This is a genomic window from Petrotoga olearia DSM 13574 (assembly GCF_002895525.1).
In the GTDB taxonomy this organism is placed as follows: Bacteria; Thermotogota; Thermotogae; order Petrotogales; family Petrotogaceae; genus Petrotoga; species Petrotoga olearia.
This window is the reverse complement of record NZ_AZRL01000016.1, coordinates 17,996-38,741: the sequence shown is the minus strand read 5'-3', so window position 1 is coordinate 38,741 and position 20,746 is coordinate 17,996. Positions and strand designations below refer to the sequence as shown.

The window sequence follows — 20,746 nt, the reverse complement described above, 5'->3', positions numbered from 1 at the left end:
CTTTTACTTAATAAATTAGAGAATAAAAAATCAGATTTACACCTTTCATCATAAATTTAGGAGGTTGCCTTAATGGATATTGGAAAAAGATATATGCCACACGAACTTGAAAATAAATGGTATAAAATTTGGGAAGAATCCCACTCCTTTGAGCCTATAGAAGGAAATGGTAAGTTCAGTATAGTCATTCCTCCTCCAAATATTACCGGAAAAATACACATTGGCCATGCTTTGAATATTGTTCTTCAGGATATTTCCGTAAGATATAATAGAATGAAAGGTAAAGAAACAGTTTGGATACCAGGAGAAGATCATGCAGGCATAGCAACACAACACGTTGTTGAACAGTACCTTTTAAAAGAAGAAGGTAAAAGAAAAGAAGATTATACTAGAGAAGAATTCTTAAAGATTACTTGGGATTGGGCAAACAAATATCGTAATCATATACGTGAACAGATAAAAGCATTGGCCGCCTCTGTAGATTGGAGCAGAGAAAGATTTACTTTAGATGAAGGGCTCAACCAAGCTGTAAAAAAGGTCTTTGTTTCGCTGTACAACGAAGGTTTAATATACAAAGGAAAGTATATAGTGAACTGGTGTCCTTCTTGTGGAACCGTTCTAGCAGATGACGAGGTTGAACACAGCGAAGAAAAAGGCAAACTTTGGTATATAAAATATCCTCTTGAAAATACTCAAAACTATGTAACTGTTGCTACCACTAGACCTGAAACTATGCTAGGAGATACAGCACTTGCTGTTAATCCTTCCGATGAAAGGTATAAAAATTTAGTTGGAAAAACATCCATTTTACCAAATGTCGGTAGGAAATTGAAAATCATTGCAGACCCGTACGTAGACCCAAACTTTGGTACAGGCGTTGTCAAGGTTACACCTGCCCATGATCCAAATGATTATCAAATTGGTTTAAGACACAACTTGGAAAGAATACAAATTATAGATGAAAGCGCAAAGATAAACCAAAACGGTGGTAAGTACGCTGGATTAGATAGATATATAGCTAGGGAAAGAATCGTTGAAGACTTGAAAAAAAATGGATTTTTAGAAAAAGAGGAGGATTATACTCATTCAGTCGGACATTGTTACAGATGTGGTACCGTTATAGAACCTCTCCTAATGGATCAATGGTTTGTAAAGATGAAACCTTTGGCAGAAAAAGCAATACAAGTAGTGGAAAATGATGAAATAAAATTTTACCCTGAAAGATGGAAAAAAGTTTATCTTAACTGGATGTATGAAATAAGAGATTGGTGTATATCAAGGCAACTTTGGTGGGGGCATAGAATACCTGTGTGGTATTGCCAAAACTGTGGACATGTGAACGTATCCGAGGAAGACGTTAAAACATGTGAAAAATGCGGATCTACGGATCTAAAACAAGATGAAGATGTATTAGATACCTGGTTTTCTTCTGCTCTTTGGCCCTTTTCTACCATGGGATGGCCCGAAGAAACGGAAGATCTGAAAAAATATTATCCAACCGATTTGTTAGTAACTGGATTTGATATAATCTTTTTTTGGGTTGCAAGAATGATAATGATGGGAGAAAAATTCATGGGTGAGAAGCCCTTTCATGATGTTTACTTGCATCAATTGGTAAGAGACAAATATGGAAGAAAGATGTCTAAATCGTTAGGTAACGGTGTAGATCCCCTCGAAGTAATTAACGAATACGGAACGGATCCTGTTAGATTTACTTTATCAGTCTTAGCTGCTCAAGGAAGAGATATTAAATTAGATGTTGGGTCCTTTGATGCTTACAGAAAGTTTGCAAATAAAATATGGAACGCTGCTAGATTTGTACTTTTAAATATGGAAGACTATGAAAAAACCGTACTTAAGGACGAAGATTTAAAAATTGAAGACAAATGGATTTTAACTAGATTGAATTCTACAGTAATGGAAATTACTAAAGATTTAGAAGGTTACAACTACGACCAAGCTGCAAGAAAACTGTATGATTTTTTCTGGAATGAATTATGCGATTGGTATATAGAAGCATCAAAAAACAGGTTAAATTCAAGTGGTAAGGATAAATTGATAGTTCAAAACGTTATCTTACAAGTCTTGGATTCTTCATTACGTTTATTGCACCCTTTTATGCCTTATATATCAGAAGAACTATGGCAAAAATTGCCTATAGAAAAAGATTCACAATTATTGGTAAAAGCTAAGTGGCCAGAGCCAAACGAGGATAATATTTATCCTAAAGCGGAAAAAATATTCTCAAAGGTTATGGAGTTAGTAAAAGGTATAAGAAACGTTAAAGCGGAAATGGATATACCTCAAACCCAAAAGGTTGACCTGAAATACAAAATTATTACAGAAAAAGATGATTTTATAGAAGACAACATAAATTTAATTGAACATTTAGCTTTTTTGAAAGATATAACTCAAACTGAAATGAAACCGGCTAAATCTGCAACTGCCTATGTGAATGAAAGTGTAGAAGCTTACATACCTTTAGGGGATTACATAGATATTGAAACAGAAAAAGTAAGATTAACAAAAAAATTGGACAAGCTAACAAAAGATATAGAAGTATATAAGAAAAAATTATCGAATAAAAATTTCGTAGAAAAGGCCGATCCAGATGTAGTTGAAAAAACAAAAGAAGATTTGATAGAAAGTGAGAAAAAATATCAAAAATTACAAGCACTCTTAAAGGAGATTAGTTAAATGGAATTTACCAATTTAGTTGATTATCTTTATCAAAGAGGAGCAGCAAATTTTAAGGTAAAGTTAGGCCTTGAAAGGATAGAAGAACTAACTAAACGCATAGGAAATCCCCAGAACTCTTTCAACAGTATACACATCACAGGTACTAACGGAAAAGGAAGTGTTACCACTGCTTTATCACAAATTTTAAGATATAATGGATTGAGAGTTGGTACTTTTATATCTCCACATTTGGTTTCATTAACAGAGAGAGTAAAGTTGAATGGAGAAAACATTTCTGAACGAGAATTTGTAGATATATACAATGAAATTGAAGAAGAAATAAGAAAAATGGATCTAAAAGGTGAAGATTACGCACCTTCATTTTTTGAAATAACAACAGCTATGGCTTTTAAGTATTTTGAAAAACAAAAAGTAGATGTAGGCATCATTGAAGTGGGTTTAGGTGGAAGATTGGATGCTACTAATATTCTTAATTCTGATATTTCAGTAATAACTTCTATATCCAAAGACCATATCAAAACCTTGGGAGATACTCTTGAAACGATAGCTTATGAGAAAGCAGGTATAATAAAGAAAAACAATTTTTTGGTATTGGGAAATATAGATGAAAGTCCAAAGAAAGTAATTCTAGATAAAGCTAAAGAAGTTAAGGCAGAGAAGATTTTTGAATATGGAAAAGATTTTCATTCTAACAACTATAGATATTTTATTAACAAAAATATGTTGGATTATTATAGTCTCAATTATGAAATTAAAGATTTGATTTTTGGTGCTAATGGTACGTTTCAGATGGAAAATGTTACTACATCCTTGGCAGCAGTAGAAGCGTTTATGAAAAAATTTGGAAAAGTTCTATCTATCGAGAAAGTACGAGAAGCTATGGCAAACTTTTATTGGGAAGGAAGGTTTGAGTACACAGAAATAAATGGTAAAAAGATAGTTTTCGATGGTGCCCACAATTTTGCCGCTGCTCAACAATTAGAAAAAAGTATCAATCTTTACTTTCCTACCCAGAAAAAAATTGCTTTGATTGGGATATTGGACGATAAAGATTACGAAAAAATGTCACAAATTTTCTCTTCAGTTTTTGACAAAATAATTGTAACATCAGTCCCTACTGAAAGGGGAAGACATCCAGAATTAATATATGAAGAATTTAAAAAGTATACCAAAAATGTTGAATTTATAAAAGACCCTTCGGATGGTTTCAATAAACTTTTATCAGAAACTAGTGATGTTTATTTTGTTACTGGTTCTTTGTATCTAGTTGGAAAAATTAAAGAATTAATATCCACTAATTTAGTGGCATTGTAGAAATTTTTATTGAGGTATATAATTATGATAAGAAAAATCAACGCTACCATTGAAGATTTCGAGGAAGAAAAAGTTCTGATCAAAATTGGAGCATTAACTTTGGAAGCATATCCTTCCTACAACGTTATAAGATACTTAAAAAAAGGTGACCAATACGATTTTTTTGCATCCCTTGAAATAAACGAATGGAACACATCACTTTATATTTTTAAAGATAAAATAGAAAGAGATGTGTTTGAAAGTTTAAAAAAAGTTTCAAAGATCGGGCCAAGAATTGCATCAAAAATCCTTAGAAAAACAGATGCAGAAGAATTTATACGGATGATAAACACCCAAGACACAATGCTTCTTTCAAACCTTCCTGGCATAGGTAAGAAAACAGCAGAAAGACTAATATCTGAACTTTCCAATTCTTTCAGCGCCTATTCAACCGGGGTAGATACTCAACCGTATGGAAATAATAATGTAAAAGAAGCAATAGAGGCGTTAGAAACACTCGGATTTCAAAGATATGAAATTATGAAAGTCATAGGTCAACTTGATTTAGAAGATCTGAAAACGGAAGAGATCATTAAAGAATGCCTTACAAAGCTGTAGTTATTTTTTGCCGTTTTATGCAAAAAGCATTTTCATAATGTTTTAGAAGTAACATCCTCATTCTCATTTGCGAAGCATTTTGCAGCCTTATGCAAAAAGTTTTTTCATGGTGCTTTTGAAGTAATATCCAAACCATCATTTGCTTTACAAATGATGTGTTGCTTTAGAAATGTCTTCCAAAATCTCGTTTGCTATGCTTTTGCTGTTTTATGCAAAAAGCTTTTTTGCAGCATTGTGCAAAATGGTTTGTTTGCGATGCTTTAGAACTGTTTTCCAAAATCTCGTTTGCGTAGCAAACGATGTAAGGGGTAATCCCCTTAACGTCCATGTATGAAAGGAGGAGGTAGATATAAAAGTATTAATACTTGCCGCTGGGCAAGGAAAACGAATGAAATCAAAGATCCCAAAAGTTGCACATAAAATTCTGGATAAACCAATGATAAATTGGGTTATAGATATTGCAAAAAAAATAAGCAACGATATCGGGATAGTTCTAGGAAATGGCAAAGATCAGGTAAAAGAATTGTTAGATGATAATGTTAAAATTTTTGAGCAAAAAGAAAGATTAGGAACTGGTCACGCTGTAATCTGTGCAGAAAAATTTCTTGATAGTAGCGATATCTTGATACTTTACGGAGATGTTCCTTTTATCTCTTACAATACTTTAAATTCTCTTATTGAAAGACATTTAAAAGATAATAACAGTTCGACCATACTCTCAGTAAGATTAGATGATCCAACTGGTTATGGACGCATAATAAAAAACGAAGATAAATCTGTTAAAATAGTCGAAGAAAAAGATGCCGATACTTTTGAAAAGCAAATAAAAGAAGTTTATACAGGGATCGCTGTTTACAAGGGAGAGCAATTAAAAGAAGCCTTGCACCATATAACTCCACAAAATGCCCAAGGAGAATATTATTTGACTGATGTTTTTCGGCATATGGAAAAAGTTGGTGTGGTAGAATTAGAAAATGAAATAGAGGTTATAGGCATAAACGATAGAATACAGTTAGCAGAAGCCGAAAAAAAGATAAGAATGGAAATTTTAAAGAAACATATGTTAAATGGGGTTACTATACAAGATCCAGATTCTACTTACATCTCCGTCGATGCAAGTATTGGTCCTGACACAATAGTTTACCCTCAAACTTTTATATACGGAAAAACGACCATTGGAGAAAATTGTGAAATAGGCCCTTTAACCAGGGTCAAAGATTGTATCATAGAAGACAATGTGAAAATAATTCGATCGGAATGCGAATTAAGTAGAATACACAAAAACGTTTCAATAGGCCCTTTTTCGAGACTGAGAGAAGGAACAGAGTTGCAAGAGAACGTTAAAATAGGGAATTTTGTTGAAACTAAGAAAACCAAAATATCTTGCAATAGTAAAGCGCAACATTTAACTTATTTAGGTGACACTTATGTTGGAAGAGATGTAAACATTGGTGCAGGAACTATAACATGCAACTATGATGGTAAAAAAAAGAACAAGACTTTTATAGATGATGGAGCATTTATTGGAAGTAACACCTCTCTAGTTGCACCAGTTAATGTCGGGAAAAATTCTCTTATAGGGGCGGGGTCTGTAATAACAAAAGACGTGCCAGACAATGCTTTGGCTTTAGGAAGAGCACGTCAAATAAACAAAGAAAATTGGGTTTTAAAAAAGAACTCACAAAATGTAGAGAAGGGAGTATAAAAATGCCAACTAACGAGAATCAATTCAAGGTGTTTGCGGGAAACTCCAACACTCCTTTAGCAAAAAAAATTGTAGAATACATGGGCACAAGATTGGGAGATTGTGAAGTATCAACTTTTGCAGATGGTGAAGTAAATGTAAAAATTAACGAAACAGTCAGAGGATTTGATGTATATATAATTCAATCCATTGCTCCTCCTGTAAATAACAATATCATGGAGTTACTGATAATGATAGATGCTTTGCGAAGGGCTTCCGCTGCATCTATATCTGCTATAATTCCATACTTTGGGTATGCCCGCCAAGATAGAAAAGCAAGGGGTAGGGATCCAATTACTGCAAAGCTTGTTGCTAATTTAATTACAACAGCAGGTGCAACTAGGGTAGTGACGATAGATCTTCATGCCGAGCAAATTCAAGGGTTCTTTGATATACCAGTTGATAATCTTTGGAGTTTTCCTATTTTTTCAAAATATTTTTTAGAAGAAATGAAATTGACACAACACGAGACTGTGGTAGTTTCACCAGATGTTGGTGGAGTAAAACGAGCTAGAAAGTTTGCCCAAAAATTGGGATGTTCTTTAGCTATTCTCGACAAAAGAAGACCTAAAGATAACGTTGCAGAAGTAATAAATGTAATAGGAGAGGTAGAGGGTGCCAATTGTATAATATTCGATGATATAATAGATACAGGTGGATCTTTAGTAGCAGCTGCTGAAACTTTACATAATAAAGGAGCAAAAAAAATTATCGCTGCCGCTACACATGGAATATTGTCACTCAACGCCGTCGAAAAATTGCAAAATTCAATTATTGATAAAATAATTGTTACAGATACAATATATCATAAGGAATTGCCTGACAAATTTGTTGAATTAAATTCTTCAGAACTTTTGGGGGAAGCAATAGTCAGAATAAGAAAAAATTTATCTGTTAGTATACTTTTCAGATGATAAATTATACACTGATTTTTAAAAGGTTACAGGTCGTAAGCTGTTTTCCACTGTGGGTGGAGAACAAGACGAAGGGGAAAAACTCTTTCATCCTTATGGGGGGAGTGGGGCAAAGGGGCGCTATGTGAAGTTTTAGAGTTTCTAAAGAAAGTAAAAAGATAAATGTTTAGGAGGTTATTGTATGGCTACAGTTTACAAAATGGTTGTTAATAGAAGAGATCCAAAGGTCAAGGCAAGAAAATTCAGGAATGAAAAATTAATTCCAGCAGAAGTATACGGGCCAGCTTTAAAGGAAAACAAACATATAAATATTCCATATAAAGAACTGGAAAGTATGTTAGAAAAAGTTTCTGAAACTACTTTGATTGAACTTAATGTAAAGGGAGAAGATACCGAAGAAAAAGTCACTTGCTTTGTAAAATCTGTTCAAAGGCATAAAGTATCAGACCAACCAATTCACGTAGATTTTTATGTGCCAGAAGAAGGAAGAAAAATGAATTTAAGGATACCCTTAGAATTTGAAGGAGAACCTGTTGGAGTTACACAAGGTGGTTATGTGAACATCTATGTTCATGAAATACCTGTAGCTATTCTACCTTCAGATATAGTTGATTCTATAAAGGTGGATATTTCTAAGTTAAAAATGGGTGAATCTTTATCCGTTTCAGATATTAAAAATCTTCTCCCAAAAGATGCTGACGCTCTTATTGAAGATGAAGAGCTTGTCATTAGCGTTATAGAACCTAAAGCTGCTGAAGAAGTAGTCGAAGAAACTGAAGAGGAAGAAATCACCGAACCCGAAGTAATACAAGAAAAAACTCCTCAAGACATGAAGGAAGAATAAACAGTGAGAAATTTGGTAATAGGTTTAGGTAATCCTGGCCCGCGTTATGTTTTTACAAGGCATAACGTGGGTTTTTTAGCTTTAGATAAATATGCAGAAAACAAAAAAAATATATCGAATATTAAAAAAATATCCGGTAGAAATTTTGAAGGCTTTGCTCTAGAAAGCAATATTTTTGTCAAACCTTTAACTTACATGAATGCAAGTGGAGAAGTGTTACCTTATGTTTTTAAAAAATTTGGTAAAATAGAAGAAAGTTTATTAATAATTTACGATGATATATGGTTGAACTTAGGGGAAATACGTATAAGAAAAAGCGGTTCAGATGGTGGACATAATGGATTAAAATCAATTATAGGTATTTTAAAAAGTACAGATTTTCCCAGGATAAGAATAGGTATCAACAATGGATACGAGCATGGATCTGGAAATTTGGCAAATTATGTTTTAAACCCTTTTACGCAAGAAGAATGGACTATATTGGACAAAGTTCTAGACTATGTTACTATTGCAATAGACTTGATTTTAGAAGGCAGAATAAACGAAGCAATGAATAAATTTAATGGAAAGATAATTTAGAACAAAGTTGGAGGAAGGAAATAAAGCAATGGACGAAGAAAAGACAATGTTAGTAAGTAAAGCTCTTGAAGAAATAAGAATAGCAATAATGGAAGAGGATAAATTATGTGAAATTTTTTTCGAGGATTTTGAAACCGATAAGAATACGGGGAAAATCTTCTTGGGTATAATTGAAAATAAAGTTCCAAGTTTAGAAGCTTTTTTTGTAAATATAGGATTAGGAAAAAATGGTTTTCTAAGATATCGAGATGTTCTTGATGATCCTAATCATTATAACGCTGGAGACAAAATTCTAGTCCAGGTAAGAAAAGATGGGGGAACCAGAAAAGGGCCTCAACTTTCTATGCAATTAAGTCTACCGGGTAAATATCTAGTATACATCCCAAATTCTAAGGAAAGTATTGGCATATCCAGAAAAATTCTTCAAGAAAAAGAAAGAACAAGATTGAGACAGATAGCAAAAAAGATGCTAATGGATAACGAATCTATTATATTCAGAACTAATTCTGAAGGAATCGACGAAAAAGAAGTAGAAATGGAATTAAAAGAAATGCGAAAAATGTATAATAGTATTTTGCAAAGATTTCAATCTCAAAAAAATCCTGGAGTTTTATACGAAGAAAGCGATTTTCTTGAGTACATATTAAGAGAACGGTTGGATTCTAAAACAAAAAAAATAATCACAGACGACAGACAAATTGTTAGAAAACTAAAGAAAAGTTTGAAAGGCTTTGAACTAAAACCCAAAGTGGAGTACGTTAAAGGGGATGTTTTTCAGACCCATAATGTATATCATCAAATGGAAGAAATCTTTACAAAGAAGATCGAACTATCAGGTGGAGGAACCATTACTTTAGATAGAGCAGAAGCTTTAACCGCCATTGATGTAGATTCTGCTGGAAATTTGGAAGGAAAGAATATTGAGGAAACTTCGTTTATTACAAACATGGAAGCAGCCAAAGAAATAGTCCGACAATTGAAATTAAGAAATATTGGAGGAATGATCGTTGTAGATTTTATAGATATGAAAGACCCTTCACATAAAAAAACTATTATCAATATTCTTAAAGAAGAAGCAAAAAAAGATAAATCAAAAGTTACCATATTAGGGTTCACAAACATGGGACTTTTAGAAATTATTAGAAAAAGAACTACACAACCTTTGGATACCAACGTGTATTCCCAATGTCCATTATGCCATGGAACCGGTAAAATCATAGCTCCTTCCCTAGTACATGGGAGATTGATAAAAGAATTATTGTCCTCGGCCAAGGAAATAAAAAAAGAAAAAGTAAAAATAATAGAAATTAATGCATTTCATAATCTTTCTGGCTATTTAACACCATCTTTAACGGAAGAACTGGAAAAACAGTTAAAAGTAAAATTAGAGGTGTCTTTTAACTGGCAAAACCCTAATTCTTATGGCATTAAATACAAAAAATGATTTGTTTAAAAGAAAGTGGTGACATCTATGTTAAAGCAAATATTGTTTTTTGCAATAATTTCTCTCTCTATCTTTTTTTTCGTCTCTGGAATATACCTTACTAATTCAAAAACCAACGATACAGTTGATTTTTTAAGTAGTACCTATGTTAGCCAAGAAGAGCCTTTAATAAGGTATCTTTCAGATACTCAAGAACTTAGATCAACCAACAGTCAATCTTTCTTCAAAAAGATTGATGAAAAAGGGACATACTTAACAAAAATAAGTCAAATAAGTAATAATGAATATGTTTCTATAGCAGTTAAAGGGAACCAATACTTTTTATACTTCTTGGACGAAGAAGGTAGTATAAGAAAAGAAATATTCATAGAAAGCGGCCAAGTACGTATAAACGATTTCGTTTTTTTCAATAATACCTTCACTTTCGTGGGACAAAAAAACGGTAAACCTTATATTTTAAATATCTCAAAGACCGGAGAAACAAACTGGTCTCTTGTTATAAATTATCAGGGAGCATTAAGCACAATAAAAAACACCTCAGGAAGTTATGTCGTTGGAGGATGGGTAATAGAAAATACTAATAGTCAAGCGTATATCTCTGAAGTAAACCTTTCGGGAAAGAAAATTTGGGAAAACACATATGGAAGAGATAGAGAAGAAAGAATTGTTGATTTAGTAATCGATAATAATAGAATTATAACGGTAGGTACATCTAATTCTAATCCACAAAAACAAAACGATTTATTAATATTAGTATATAGTAGAGAAGGAATTTTACTGTTTTCAGATGAATATGGGTATACTACCTTCCACGAAAATCCAAATAGTATAGTTCAAGATAATGAAGGGAACATATATATAGGTGGATACATTACTACCCTCAATGAACTAGAGTGGAAAGGTTTTATAATGAAGATATCAAAAGATCTTGAACAAAAAGATACTCTCGAAGTTGAATACTTTGAAACGTTAGCGATAAAATCACTTTCTCGAGTGGAAGAATTAAAAGTTTATAACAATCAAATTTACTTGATGGGAGTTTGTGTTGATAATTGGCCGAATTATGATCTGTTTTTAAGAATTATAAATCCCAACGGGGTATTAATTGAACAAAAAATTTATGGCACTAACGAACAAGAATTAATATATTCTTTCGAAATATTACCAGCAGGGGAAATTTTAGGTACAGGACAAGTAAAAGATTCAAATAATGAGATTTATCCTCTAATAATAAAAACTGATTCATCGTACTCAATACGCCAAAAAGAAAAACCATAAATCTAAATCAGTATCAACGAAAGGAGAATATAACAATTGAAACCATCCACTGTAAAATACCTATCAAAAAAAATTATGACTTCTGGAGAAATACCTCTCTTATGGGGACATTTTGGTGTAGGTAAAACGGATATCGCTAAGGAAATAGCAAAAGAGACTGGAAGAGAATTGATCATATTGATCATTTCTCAGATGGAACCTGGAGATCTGATTGGACTACCCTCGAGAGACTCAGAAAAAACTGTTTTTTTAAAACCTGACTGGTGGCCAAATAAAGATGAAGTAATAATAATGATCGACGAAATAAACAGGGCACACAGGTCTATAAGAAATGCGATCATGCAGTTATTGATAGACAGAAGAATACATAATCATGTATTACCGTCTGGAGCATGGATCATGGGAGCCGCTAACCCTCCCGATGAAGAGTACGATCAAGTAGATTTGATAACCGATCCTGCTTTTATGTCCAGATTTTTTCATTTAGAGTTGTCACCTGATGTTGATGATTGGGTTAACTGGTCTACTCAAGAACAAGTAAAGAGCGAAGTTATTTCTTTTATCAAAGAATATCCTGAATATCTTTCTTCTGATAATATAGTATCTATGAGACTCAATTTAAGGCCTAGTCCCAGGAGTTGGTATAAATTATCTAACGTTCTGTCTAATTTATCTGAAAATGATATGGAAAAATATGGTTACGTCATTGCTGCATCAATAGTTGGATCGGAAGCAGCAAGGACTTTCTTGTCTCATTTAGAAAATAAAGTTGAACTACCTAACCCGAAAGATTTACTAATTGAAGGGAAAAATCTAGAAAGAATTAAGAAATTGGCCAATGAAGAAAAGGTAAGTCTTATTTTAAGAATAAATAATTATTTTGAGTCACTAAATGAGGAAGAAATGGAAAAATTATTATCAGATGGATATGAAAAAACAATTGCTGAAAATATAAAGAACATAAGTGAGTTTGTCCCTAAGGATGCTATGTTTTCTGTATTAAGATTTTTAAACGAGATGGTAGAAAGAAATAAAGGATTAAAAAAGGCTTTTTATGACAAACTTTTGGAAGAAATTGCCATTAAACTAGGAGATTCCACTTGGATGGAAGGAATTTAGAATGGATGATATACTTCAAAACGCTTGGATTGAACTAGAGAAAGAAAGCTTATTTTTCTCTTACTTGAGGATGAATTTTGATTCCATGCCAACCACTTCTGTAAGAACTATAAAGGTTTCAATAACACCTCAAGGGAAATTTAGATTATTGTACAATCCAAACCGTTTAAAAAATATTGGTTTAATATTAACCAAAGGAATTTTAAAACATGAAATTTATCACATAATATTTGGTCATATATTCATAAAACCTAAAAATAAAAGGGAAAGAGGTATTTGGGATTTAGCTATGGATGCAGCGGTAAACCAATATATCAGAGAATTAGATGTGTTTGCGGTACCACTAGATGTAATGGTAGTTGAAGGACACGCTCCAGACAACGAATTCTTTTTTGTTACCGCTCCTATAAACCTTTTAAATAAAACGGCTGAAGAATACTACAAATATATAATGGATTTATTTGAAAAAAACAAGATGCTCGATTTAGAAGAAATACTAGAAAAAAGAGAGACTAATCTCGACTCACACGACTTTTCATCAGAAATTCCCGAAGAAATGGCTTTTGACATCGTAAGTGAGTTCATTACAAAAGCCTACGATAAAAGCAAAAAAAATCTTCCAGATGGCATTGAATTGGCGGTTTCTCTTATGGTAACAAAGCCTTTCTTTAACTGGGAAACAATGTTAAGAAGATTTTTTGGTAGTTCTATAGTTGTTGAAAAATACAGGACTCTAATGAGACCAAATCGAAGATACGAGGATCAACCAGGTTGGAGATCAAAAATGGGGCCAAATATTGCAATAATAATCGACACTAGTGGTTCCATCATAGAAGAAGAATATAATGCATTTTTCAGTGAAGTAGAAAATATTTCAAAAAATCTTGGGGGAAAAGTCACTTTAATCCAAGCAGATAGCCATATCCAAAATATCATGACCTATCACAAAGGAAACTGGAAAGAACTAGTTTTGAAAGGCAAAGGTTCAACTGACATGCAACCTGCAGTTGATTACGTTGAGGAAAATTTAAGACCAGAAGGCATAATCATATTTACGGATGGTTGGGTTGAAGTACCAAATGTGCGAAGAAGGATTCTCTTTATCTTATCAAAAAAACACAACCCTGAATTTTTAAATAATGTGATAGAATATTATGGAAAGAACAGTGTTGCAATTATAAGCTAACCGTTAGGAGGAGTATTTATGGCCAAAAAAATGAAAAGTTTAGGAGGCAGATCTCTTTCCAAAAAAACTGGCAGCAAAAACAACATGAACAAAATGCTTCAAGAAGCTCAAAGGGCCCAAGTTGAAATGCAGGAGGAACTAGATAAGTTAGATGAAGAGTTATCCAACGTTGAAGTAGAAGCCACCTCAGGTGGTGGAGTAGTAAAGGTTGTAGCAACGTGCGATATGCGAATAAAAGATATTGTTATATCTGAAGAAGTTGAAGATGAAGACATAGACACTCTAAAAGATCTTATCATAGCTGCTTCAAATGAAGCTATAGAAAAGGCTGCTAAACTTAAAGAGGAAAAGACTGACGAGATTTCACAGAAGTTTTTAGGAACTCTGCCAAACTTTGGAGTTTAAAAAAATTAACTTTTTCTTTTCAAAAAAGCATAATTTTAAATGTACAATAGAAGTAAGAGAAAAAAATAACAAACAATTTATCAGGAGGTGTTGTATAAGTGGCAGTTAAAATAGGTATTAATGGTTTTGGAAGAATAGGTAGATTAGTTTTTAGACAGTTGGTTGAAAACCCAAACTTTGAGGTAGTCGCAATAAACGATCTTACAGATTCAAAAACCTTAGGGACACTTTTAAAATACGACTCAGTTCATGGAACATTCAAAGGAACTGTTGAGATAGTTGATAATGGTTTAAAGGTCAATGGAAAAGAGATCAAGGTTTTCGCAGAAAAAGATCCAAGCAATCTTCCATGGGCTGATTTAGGGGTCTCAATAGTTATTGAATCTACAGGTGTTTTCGTAAATAAAGAAAAGGCTTCCGCACACCTAAAGGCTGGTGCTAAGAAAGTTATAATAACCGCTCCAGCAAAAGGTGAAGTAGATGCAACAATAGTTATGGGAGTAAATGACGATATCCTCACACCACAGATGGAAGTTGTTTCAAACGCATCTTGTACAACAAACTCAATTGCACCCGTTATAAAGGTTCTAAACGACAAATTAAAAATTAAAAGAGGTTTGCTAACCACCGTTCATTCATTCACAAACGATCAAAGGGTTTTAGATTTACCTCATAAAGATTTGAGAAGAGCAAGAGCCGCTTCTCTTAATATCATCCCAACAACAACCGGAGCTGCAAAGGCCGTTGGATTAGTAATTCCAGAACTCAAAGGTAAATTAGATGGAATGGCTTTGAGAGTTCCTACTCCAGATGGATCTATCACAGATTTAACCGTTGAAGTAGAAAAACCAACAACCGTTGAAGAAGTAAATAAAATGATAAAAGATGCCGTTGAAAACGAATTGAAAGGTATCTTTGGATACAACGAAGAACCAATTGTATCTTCTGATATAGTTGGCTCAACTGTTGCAGGAATATTCGATGCTACATTAACAAATGTAATGGATGGAACTTTTGTGAAAGTGTGTGCATGGTACGACAACGAAAATGGATATTCAGCAACCGTTGTAAAATTGACTGAAAAGCTGGCTAAGATGTTGTAATTTCATATAGTAAAAAGGGGAGGAAATCCCCTTTTTCTTTAAAATAAATGTGAATATAGGGGGTGTCAATATGAAAAAGTTAACTATAAAAGACGTTGAGTTAAAAGGTAAAAAGGTCATAATGAGAGTTGATTTCAACGTTCCTATAAAAGATGGAAAGATAACCGATGAAACCAGAATTAAAGCTGCTCTGGACACAATTCAGTATACTTTGGACAAAGGAGCAAAAGTAATATTGTTATCTCACCTAGGACGTCCCAAAGGTGAAAAGGACCCTCAATTTTCTCTAAAACCTGTAGCTGATAGATTAGGTGAGTTGTTGAGTAATAAAGTTTATTTTGTAGATGAAACCAGGGGACCCAAAGTTGAAAAATCCCTTGCAGAATTAAAGGATGGTGAAGTTTTACTACTTGAAAATACAAGATTTGAAAAAGGTGAAACAAAAAACGATCCCGAACTAGCAAAATATTGGGCATCTTTAGCCGATCTTCATGTTAATGATGCATTTGGAACGGCTCATAGAGCGCACGCTTCAAATGTTGGAATTGCAAACTATATCCCAAGTGTTGCAGGATTTTTGATGGAAAAAGAGATAGAATTTTTGCAAAAAGCTGTTGAAAACCCTGAAAAACCGTATGTAGTAATCCTGGGTGGCGCTAAAGTATCCGACAAAATAGGGGTAATAAATAATTTATTAAATAAAGCTGATAAGATCTTGATCGGCGGAGCGATGATGTTTACCTTCTTAAAAGCCTTAGATAAAAATGTTGGTTCTTCGTTGGTGGAAGAAGACAAACTCGATGTTGCAAAAGACATATTAGAAAACGCAAAAGCAAAGGACGTTGAGATTGTTTTACCTGTTGATACTGTTATCGCCCAAAAAATAGAAGCAGGTGTTGAAAAGAAAACTGTGAAAATGGATGATGGAATTCCTGAAGGTTGGATGGGCTTAGATATTGGAGCCGAAACCGTTTCATTATTTAAAGAAAAAATTTCTGATGCAAAAACAATCGTTTGGAACGGCCCTATGGGAGTTTTTGAAATAGATGATTTTGCTTTCGGTACAAAAGAGGTAGCAAAAGCGATCGCAGAAGTAACTAAAAAAGGTTGTATAAGTATTATAGGTGGAGGAGATTCTGCAGCTGCTGCTGAAAAATTTGGTTTGGCTAGCGAATTTTCCCACGTTTCAACTGGCGGAGGCGCTTCTTTAGAGTTTTTAGAAGGTAAAGAATTGCCGGGTATCGCTTCAATAAATGAAAAAAAAAACTGAATGAAAGAAAATTTATTCTCGCAGGAAATTGGAAGATGAACAAGACAAATACAGAGGCAGCTGAATTTGTCTCAAAACTTATTGGACAGATAAGAACTGAGGATAAGTTTGAAGTTATTGTTTGTCCTCCTTTCACAGCTCTTGAAAAGATTTGCGATATCACAAGTGGCTCAAACATAAAAGTAGGTGCCCAAAATGCTTTTTATGAAGATAAAGGTGCATACACAGGCGAAATCTCAGTTAATATGCTGAAAGATATTGGAGTAGAATATGTAATTCTTGGTCATTCTGAAAGAAGGCACATCTTTCAAGAAAACGATGAACTCATAAATAAAAAACTCAAAAAAGTTATAGTATCTGGATTAACACCCATATTGTGTGTAGGTGAAAAATTAGAAGAACGTGAAAAAGGTTTAACTTTCAATGTTGTAGAAAAACAGATTAAAGAAGCTTTTTATGGTTTGACTCAAGAAGAGGCAAGTAAAATTATCATCGCCTATGAACCAGTATGGGCAATTGGAACAGGAAAAGTTGCAACCCCTAACCAAGCCCAAGAAGTTCATAAGTTTATTAGAGATCTTTTGAAAAATATCTTCAACGAAGAATTTGCCAAAAACACTACTATACTGTACGGTGGGAGTATAAAACCAAACAATTATTTGGGTCTTTTTGGTAAAACGGATATAGACGGCGGTTTAGTTGGAGGCGCCTCATTAACAGAAGATTTCGTGGAACTTGCAAAAATTATGAAAGAAATTATCGAATAAACCACCCTTCAGGGTGGTTTTTTTACATTTTTTGGTTTTTATGTTAAAATAATAGATGATAGGAATTTTAATTGTCAGATTTTACGAAAATTGGATTATATGATTTAATTTTTGTTAAGAGAAAGGAGGGGGGAATGATGATTACTTATAATTCATTAAAAAATGTTCCGACTAGTGTTGTTATTGACCTTGTTAATGATGTATTTAAAGACTATGTTTTCCCCATAAATTGGAATTTGGAAAGTTTTGAAAAAGATGTAAAAGAAAACTCTATTTCCTTGGAAGATTCTTTTATAGCTTTTTCTGATGGTATGCCTGTAGGATTTAGCATTATATCAATACGAAAAGATGTTGGAAGAATTGATTCAATTGGAGTAAAAGAAGAATTTAGGGGAAAAGGATTGGCTTCTGAAATTATCTTTCGTACAATTGAAACACTAAAATGGAAAGAAATAGAGAGAATAATTTTAGAGGTTGCCCAAAGTGATGAAAGGTCTATAAGATTTTATAATAAACATGGTTTTAGAGCAAAAAGAGAGCTGGCTTCTTTCTTTAAGGAAAAAGATGAACCAACAAATACTCATTTTAAATACGAACAAACTACTTCAGATGTGATCTATGAAATGGCTACTGACGCAAAATTTAGATTTAAAAGAAAACCAAATTGGCAAAGAGAACCTATCACCATAAAACTTAGCGAAAATAGATACAACTATGAAATCATATACGACAACAATAAGAAATGCGGCTACGTTGTATGGGGATTCAACAAAGATAATTGTTATATAGTTGATGCCTCCCCGATTGAAGAGGGTTACGCGTTCGATGCAATAATTGAAGATATTACATCCAAACTTTTTGAAATAAAAGCTAGAATCGTCTTAATCTCAGTTCCGGAAGATGACCCCTTACACCAAGCATTGATTGACAATAATTATTCTACATTCATAAAGCAGATAGAAATGGAGAGAATCATTCATTGATTAGTTAAATGAGCTCTATTTGAACAAATTCATCAATATTCAATTCGTCGTTGATAGATACGAAATAATAAGATTTATAATTTTCCTTTGTTTCAAATTTTAGATGATGTTTGTCTTTTCCAACATCAAGTGTAAAAACAAACTCGTTTCCATTTTTTATGAGATCGTAAGATACTATTTTTTCAATATTAGATTGTAGAGTGTATAAAACTAAAAAAAGACACTTTTTTCCCCTTTTGTAGCCGATCTCAGTTGCCAACAGAGGTAGTTGATTATTAAACTTGTGGTATAGGGCTTTCATTATCAATTTCTCTTTTAAAGAAATCAATCTATATCCTCCCTCCTGTAGGTAGGTTAATCTTCTTTTAACTAAAAAGTTATACATTTTTCATTCGATTATACCATATTAAAACCGAATCAGTCAAATTTTTTGACACAATTTTTAAGGTTGTTTTAATTTTTAACAGATATTATGAAAGTATTGCTATTTTAGCTTGCTAAAATAGCAAAAATCTCTCTTAACAATTGTGAGAGAGAAGTCCTGTTTGTGTCATTGTGCAAACTATGTTTTTCGCAGATCTATGCAAGAAACTTTGACTTTGAACTTGGGGTTTTTAAGGGGTTTACCCCTTAACGTTTGGCAAAGGGGTGCAAACAAAGACTAAGCAAGACTTAAGAGAAAAGTCTGCAAACAATTAGCTCCCAAAAAGTTTAGTTGTAAAAGTAGTTACAGAGCAACATTAAAATTATCAAATCAGAGGAGGTTCAGGATGAAAAAACTTTTAGTAGTACTCGGTGTTCTAATGGTTCTATCCGTATCAATATTCTCAGAAACAGCAGCATATTTAACTTCGAAGGACGGGCAGCAAATATACGAATCTTACTTTTTGGAATTAGACCAATTGATGGGGGAGTATCATAATACATTATTAAATATGCTGAGTCAAAATCCTCAATACGATCAGTATTTTAACAAACCAATAGATCTAATAAGTATTACAGACGTTTTAATGGAATACAAAGCCATGGAAAAGTTTTTAAACGATAATGGAATAACGTTGGATGCGACGAAGATTTCACAAGAAACAGATCAGATGTACAATCAATACATGGGAAATGAGAGCACAAAACAAATTTTCTTACAGTTTTTTGAAAAGGAAGAATATTTTCGTGGATTCATTAACAGCTTAGTGTATAGAAATGAGGTGATCACCGAATTAAGAAATTACTTCTCGAATTTTTCCGAAGAAGAACTATCAACCTATGTTTCTAATAATTTTGAATATTTCAAAACCCAATTTGATACGGTTAAAATCAGTAGGATTGTAACTGCAGATGAAAGTACAGCCAACAGCATCAAATCTGAGATATTGCAAAATAAGATCTCTTTCACTCAAGCAGCTTCAAAAAACTCTCTAGACACTCAAACCGCTTCAGTTGGTGGCTTGGTAGGATGGGTAAAACGTGGAGATATTTCTGAAAATATATTTGAAGCATCGCTCTCTTCGACTCCCGGTGAAATAGTTGGTCCAATAAGTTCTTCCTTGGGATATCAGATAGTGCTAGTTGAAGACAAAAAGACTTATGAAACTGCCGATGAGTTATTATTAGATAACGATATAAAAAATAAATTAACTACCAACTACGTGGACTACCAGATTACCAATTGGTACGATCCATATATGTCTAATTATGACTTTGCAATTTCATACAAACCCTTGGAAATCGCATATGATATTTATAAAGCTCAATCTTATGATGACTTAGCAAATGTTGAAAAAAAGTACCGTAATACAATATTAAACGATAATAAGTTACCTGAAGAGTGGTATGTCTCTTATATTTTCATTGTAGAAAACCTACTTCCTATGAAAATTTCTCAAAAAAATGATCTTGAGGGTTATTTGAATATAGCTCAATCAAACCCAGAGTTTCTTGAATACAGCAAGGATGAAATAAATAATCAGATAGAACATTATCGCCAGCTCAAAGACACCGCCGAATCAACAGACGTTCGTAATGAAGCGGCAAAAAAAGAGAATACCTTAAGTGAGCTAGCTTATTTACAAGGTACCTACGGGATCTTCACACAGCAAGAAATTCAGAGCGAATATGATGAATTAACTAGCGATATTGAACAAATGAACATTGCACTGGAAAATTCTCTTTTAACCTTAAGAGAAATGAATCCAGATTCCATAGAAATTATAGGAAGACTATACCAATTTAAACCTGACGATCCTAATATTGCTTTTGACTATTATGCAACAATTTATTCCTACATTTTAAACTATTATAATTCAACCGGTGACATTGAATCGGTAAGGCAAGATTTCGAAACAATCAAAGGTACCTTGAATTCATTAAACCCAGAAAGCCTTGATGAAGAGAGAGTAAATCAAAGGCAGCAAATACTCGAAAACATAGATCAACTTTTAAATCAATAAAAACTTTAAGTTAAAAATAATCTGGTAGAGTTGAAGTGCTTTACCAGATTTT

General features: G+C 33.1%; 18 protein-coding genes. 17 read left to right on the top strand and 1 reads right to left on the bottom strand.

Going from position 1 to position 20,746, the window contains the following annotated elements; all coding sequences use genetic code 11:
• The first annotated feature begins 72 nt into the window (after nt 1-72).
• From X929_RS05675 to X929_RS05600, 16 genes are all read left to right on the top strand, one after another.
• Nucleotides 73-2,697 carry a valine--tRNA ligase gene (locus X929_RS05675; RefSeq protein WP_103067069.1) on the top strand — a complete coding sequence of 875 codons (2,625 nt, stop codon included), beginning with the start codon at nt 73-75 and terminating at the stop codon, nt 2,695-2,697.
• Entirely contained in the window at nt 2,698-4,014 is a 1,317-nt protein-coding gene (locus X929_RS05670; RefSeq protein WP_103067068.1) for a bifunctional folylpolyglutamate synthase/dihydrofolate synthase, read from the top strand.
• Between the two features lie 24 nt (nt 4,015-4,038).
• A complete protein-coding gene (ruvA, locus tag X929_RS05665) occupies nt 4,039-4,611 on the top strand; it encodes a Holliday junction branch migration protein RuvA (protein WP_103067067.1) in 573 nt (190 codons plus the stop codon).
• Nucleotides 4,612-4,960: 349 nt separating this feature from the next.
• Nucleotides 4,961-6,316, top strand: coding sequence for a bifunctional UDP-N-acetylglucosamine diphosphorylase/glucosamine-1-phosphate N-acetyltransferase GlmU (gene glmU / locus X929_RS05660; protein ID WP_103067066.1), 1,356 nt, complete (start codon nt 4,961-4,963; stop codon nt 6,314-6,316).
• Nucleotides 6,317-6,318: 2 nt separating this feature from the next.
• Complete coding sequence (locus tag X929_RS05655) at nt 6,319-7,269, top strand: ribose-phosphate pyrophosphokinase (protein WP_103067065.1); 951 nt, start codon at nt 6,319-6,321, stop codon at nt 7,267-7,269.
• A gap of 181 nt (nt 7,270-7,450) precedes the next feature.
• On the top strand, nt 7,451-8,113 hold the full coding sequence (locus X929_RS05650) for a 50S ribosomal protein L25 (RefSeq protein ID WP_103067064.1): 663 nt from the start codon (nt 7,451-7,453) through the stop codon (nt 8,111-8,113).
• Nucleotides 8,114-8,116: 3 nt separating this feature from the next.
• Nucleotides 8,117-8,692: an aminoacyl-tRNA hydrolase gene (gene pth, locus X929_RS05645; RefSeq protein WP_103067063.1), complete on the top strand. Its 576-nt coding sequence runs from the start codon at nt 8,117-8,119 to the stop codon at nt 8,690-8,692.
• A 7-nt stretch (nt 8,693-8,699) separates the two neighbouring features.
• Nucleotides 8,700-10,136, top strand: coding sequence for an Rne/Rng family ribonuclease (locus X929_RS05640; RefSeq protein ID WP_245858663.1), 1,437 nt, complete (start codon nt 8,700-8,702; stop codon nt 10,134-10,136).
• A gap of 27 nt (nt 10,137-10,163) precedes the next feature.
• Entirely contained in the window at nt 10,164-11,414 is a 1,251-nt protein-coding gene (locus X929_RS05635) for a hypothetical protein (RefSeq protein WP_103067061.1), read from the top strand.
• 36 nt (nt 11,415-11,450) lie between these two features.
• The gene (locus X929_RS05630) at nt 11,451-12,533 is read left to right on the top strand and encodes an AAA family ATPase (protein WP_103067060.1); all 1,083 of its coding nucleotides are present in this window, start codon (nt 11,451-11,453) and stop codon (nt 12,531-12,533) included.
• A gap of 1 nt (nt 12,534) precedes the next feature.
• Nucleotides 12,535-13,719, top strand: coding sequence for a vWA domain-containing protein (locus X929_RS05625; RefSeq protein ID WP_103067059.1), 1,185 nt, complete (start codon nt 12,535-12,537; stop codon nt 13,717-13,719).
• A gap of 18 nt (nt 13,720-13,737) precedes the next feature.
• Nucleotides 13,738-14,124 carry a YbaB/EbfC family nucleoid-associated protein gene (locus tag X929_RS05620; RefSeq protein ID WP_103067058.1) on the top strand — a complete coding sequence of 129 codons (387 nt, stop codon included), beginning with the start codon at nt 13,738-13,740 and terminating at the stop codon, nt 14,122-14,124.
• Between the two features lie 98 nt (nt 14,125-14,222).
• Nucleotides 14,223-15,227 carry a type I glyceraldehyde-3-phosphate dehydrogenase gene (gene gap, locus X929_RS05615; RefSeq protein ID WP_103067057.1) on the top strand — a complete coding sequence of 335 codons (1,005 nt, stop codon included), beginning with the start codon at nt 14,223-14,225 and terminating at the stop codon, nt 15,225-15,227.
• A 70-nt stretch (nt 15,228-15,297) separates the two neighbouring features.
• Nucleotides 15,298-16,497: a phosphoglycerate kinase gene (pgk, locus tag X929_RS05610; RefSeq protein ID WP_103067056.1), complete on the top strand. Its 1,200-nt coding sequence runs from the start codon at nt 15,298-15,300 to the stop codon at nt 16,495-16,497.
• Nucleotides 16,498-16,532: 35 nt separating this feature from the next.
• Nucleotides 16,533-17,264: a triose-phosphate isomerase gene (gene tpiA / locus X929_RS05605; protein ID WP_103067055.1), complete on the top strand. Its 732-nt coding sequence runs from the start codon at nt 16,533-16,535 to the stop codon at nt 17,262-17,264.
• Between the two features lie 134 nt (nt 17,265-17,398).
• Entirely contained in the window at nt 17,399-18,247 is an 849-nt protein-coding gene (locus tag X929_RS05600) for a GNAT family N-acetyltransferase (protein WP_103067054.1), read from the top strand.
• A 4-nt stretch (nt 18,248-18,251) separates the two neighbouring features.
• Here the strand turns inward: X929_RS05600 and X929_RS05595 are convergent, their stop codons facing one another.
• Complete coding sequence (locus X929_RS05595) at nt 18,252-18,575, bottom strand: hypothetical protein (RefSeq protein WP_103067053.1); 324 nt, start codon at nt 18,573-18,575, stop codon at nt 18,252-18,254.
• A 442-nt stretch (nt 18,576-19,017) separates the two neighbouring features.
• Between X929_RS05595 and X929_RS05590 the strand changes: the two genes are divergently transcribed.
• A complete protein-coding gene (locus tag X929_RS05590; RefSeq protein ID WP_103067052.1) occupies nt 19,018-20,694 on the top strand; it encodes a peptidylprolyl isomerase in 1,677 nt (558 codons plus the stop codon).
• Nucleotides 20,695-20,746 lie beyond the last annotated feature (52 nt).

Bases quoted from the DNA above. Each gene is read 5' to 3' on its own strand.
- X929_RS05675 (WP_103067069.1), top strand. From the start codon at position 73: ATGGATATTGGAAAAAGATATATGCCACACGAACTTGAAAATAAATGG.
- X929_RS05670 (WP_103067068.1), top strand. From the start codon at position 2,698: ATGGAATTTACCAATTTAGTTGATTATCTTTATCAAAGAGGAGCAGCA.
- ruvA (WP_103067067.1), top strand. From the start codon at position 4,039: ATGATAAGAAAAATCAACGCTACCATTGAAGATTTCGAGGAAGAAAAA.
- X929_RS05655 (WP_103067065.1), top strand. From the start codon at position 6,319: ATGCCAACTAACGAGAATCAATTCAAGGTGTTTGCGGGAAACTCCAAC.
- X929_RS05650 (WP_103067064.1), top strand. From the start codon at position 7,451: ATGGCTACAGTTTACAAAATGGTTGTTAATAGAAGAGATCCAAAGGTC.
- X929_RS05635 (WP_103067061.1), top strand. From the start codon at position 10,164: ATGTTAAAGCAAATATTGTTTTTTGCAATAATTTCTCTCTCTATCTTT.
- X929_RS05625 (WP_103067059.1), top strand. From the start codon at position 12,535: ATGGATGATATACTTCAAAACGCTTGGATTGAACTAGAGAAAGAAAGC.
- X929_RS05620 (WP_103067058.1), top strand. From the start codon at position 13,738: ATGGCCAAAAAAATGAAAAGTTTAGGAGGCAGATCTCTTTCCAAAAAA.
- pgk (WP_103067056.1), top strand. From the start codon at position 15,298: ATGAAAAAGTTAACTATAAAAGACGTTGAGTTAAAAGGTAAAAAGGTC.
- tpiA (WP_103067055.1), top strand. From the start codon at position 16,533: ATGAACAAGACAAATACAGAGGCAGCTGAATTTGTCTCAAAACTTATT.
- X929_RS05600 (WP_103067054.1), top strand. From the start codon at position 17,399: ATGATGATTACTTATAATTCATTAAAAAATGTTCCGACTAGTGTTGTT.
- X929_RS05590 (WP_103067052.1), top strand. From the start codon at position 19,018: ATGAAAAAACTTTTAGTAGTACTCGGTGTTCTAATGGTTCTATCCGTA.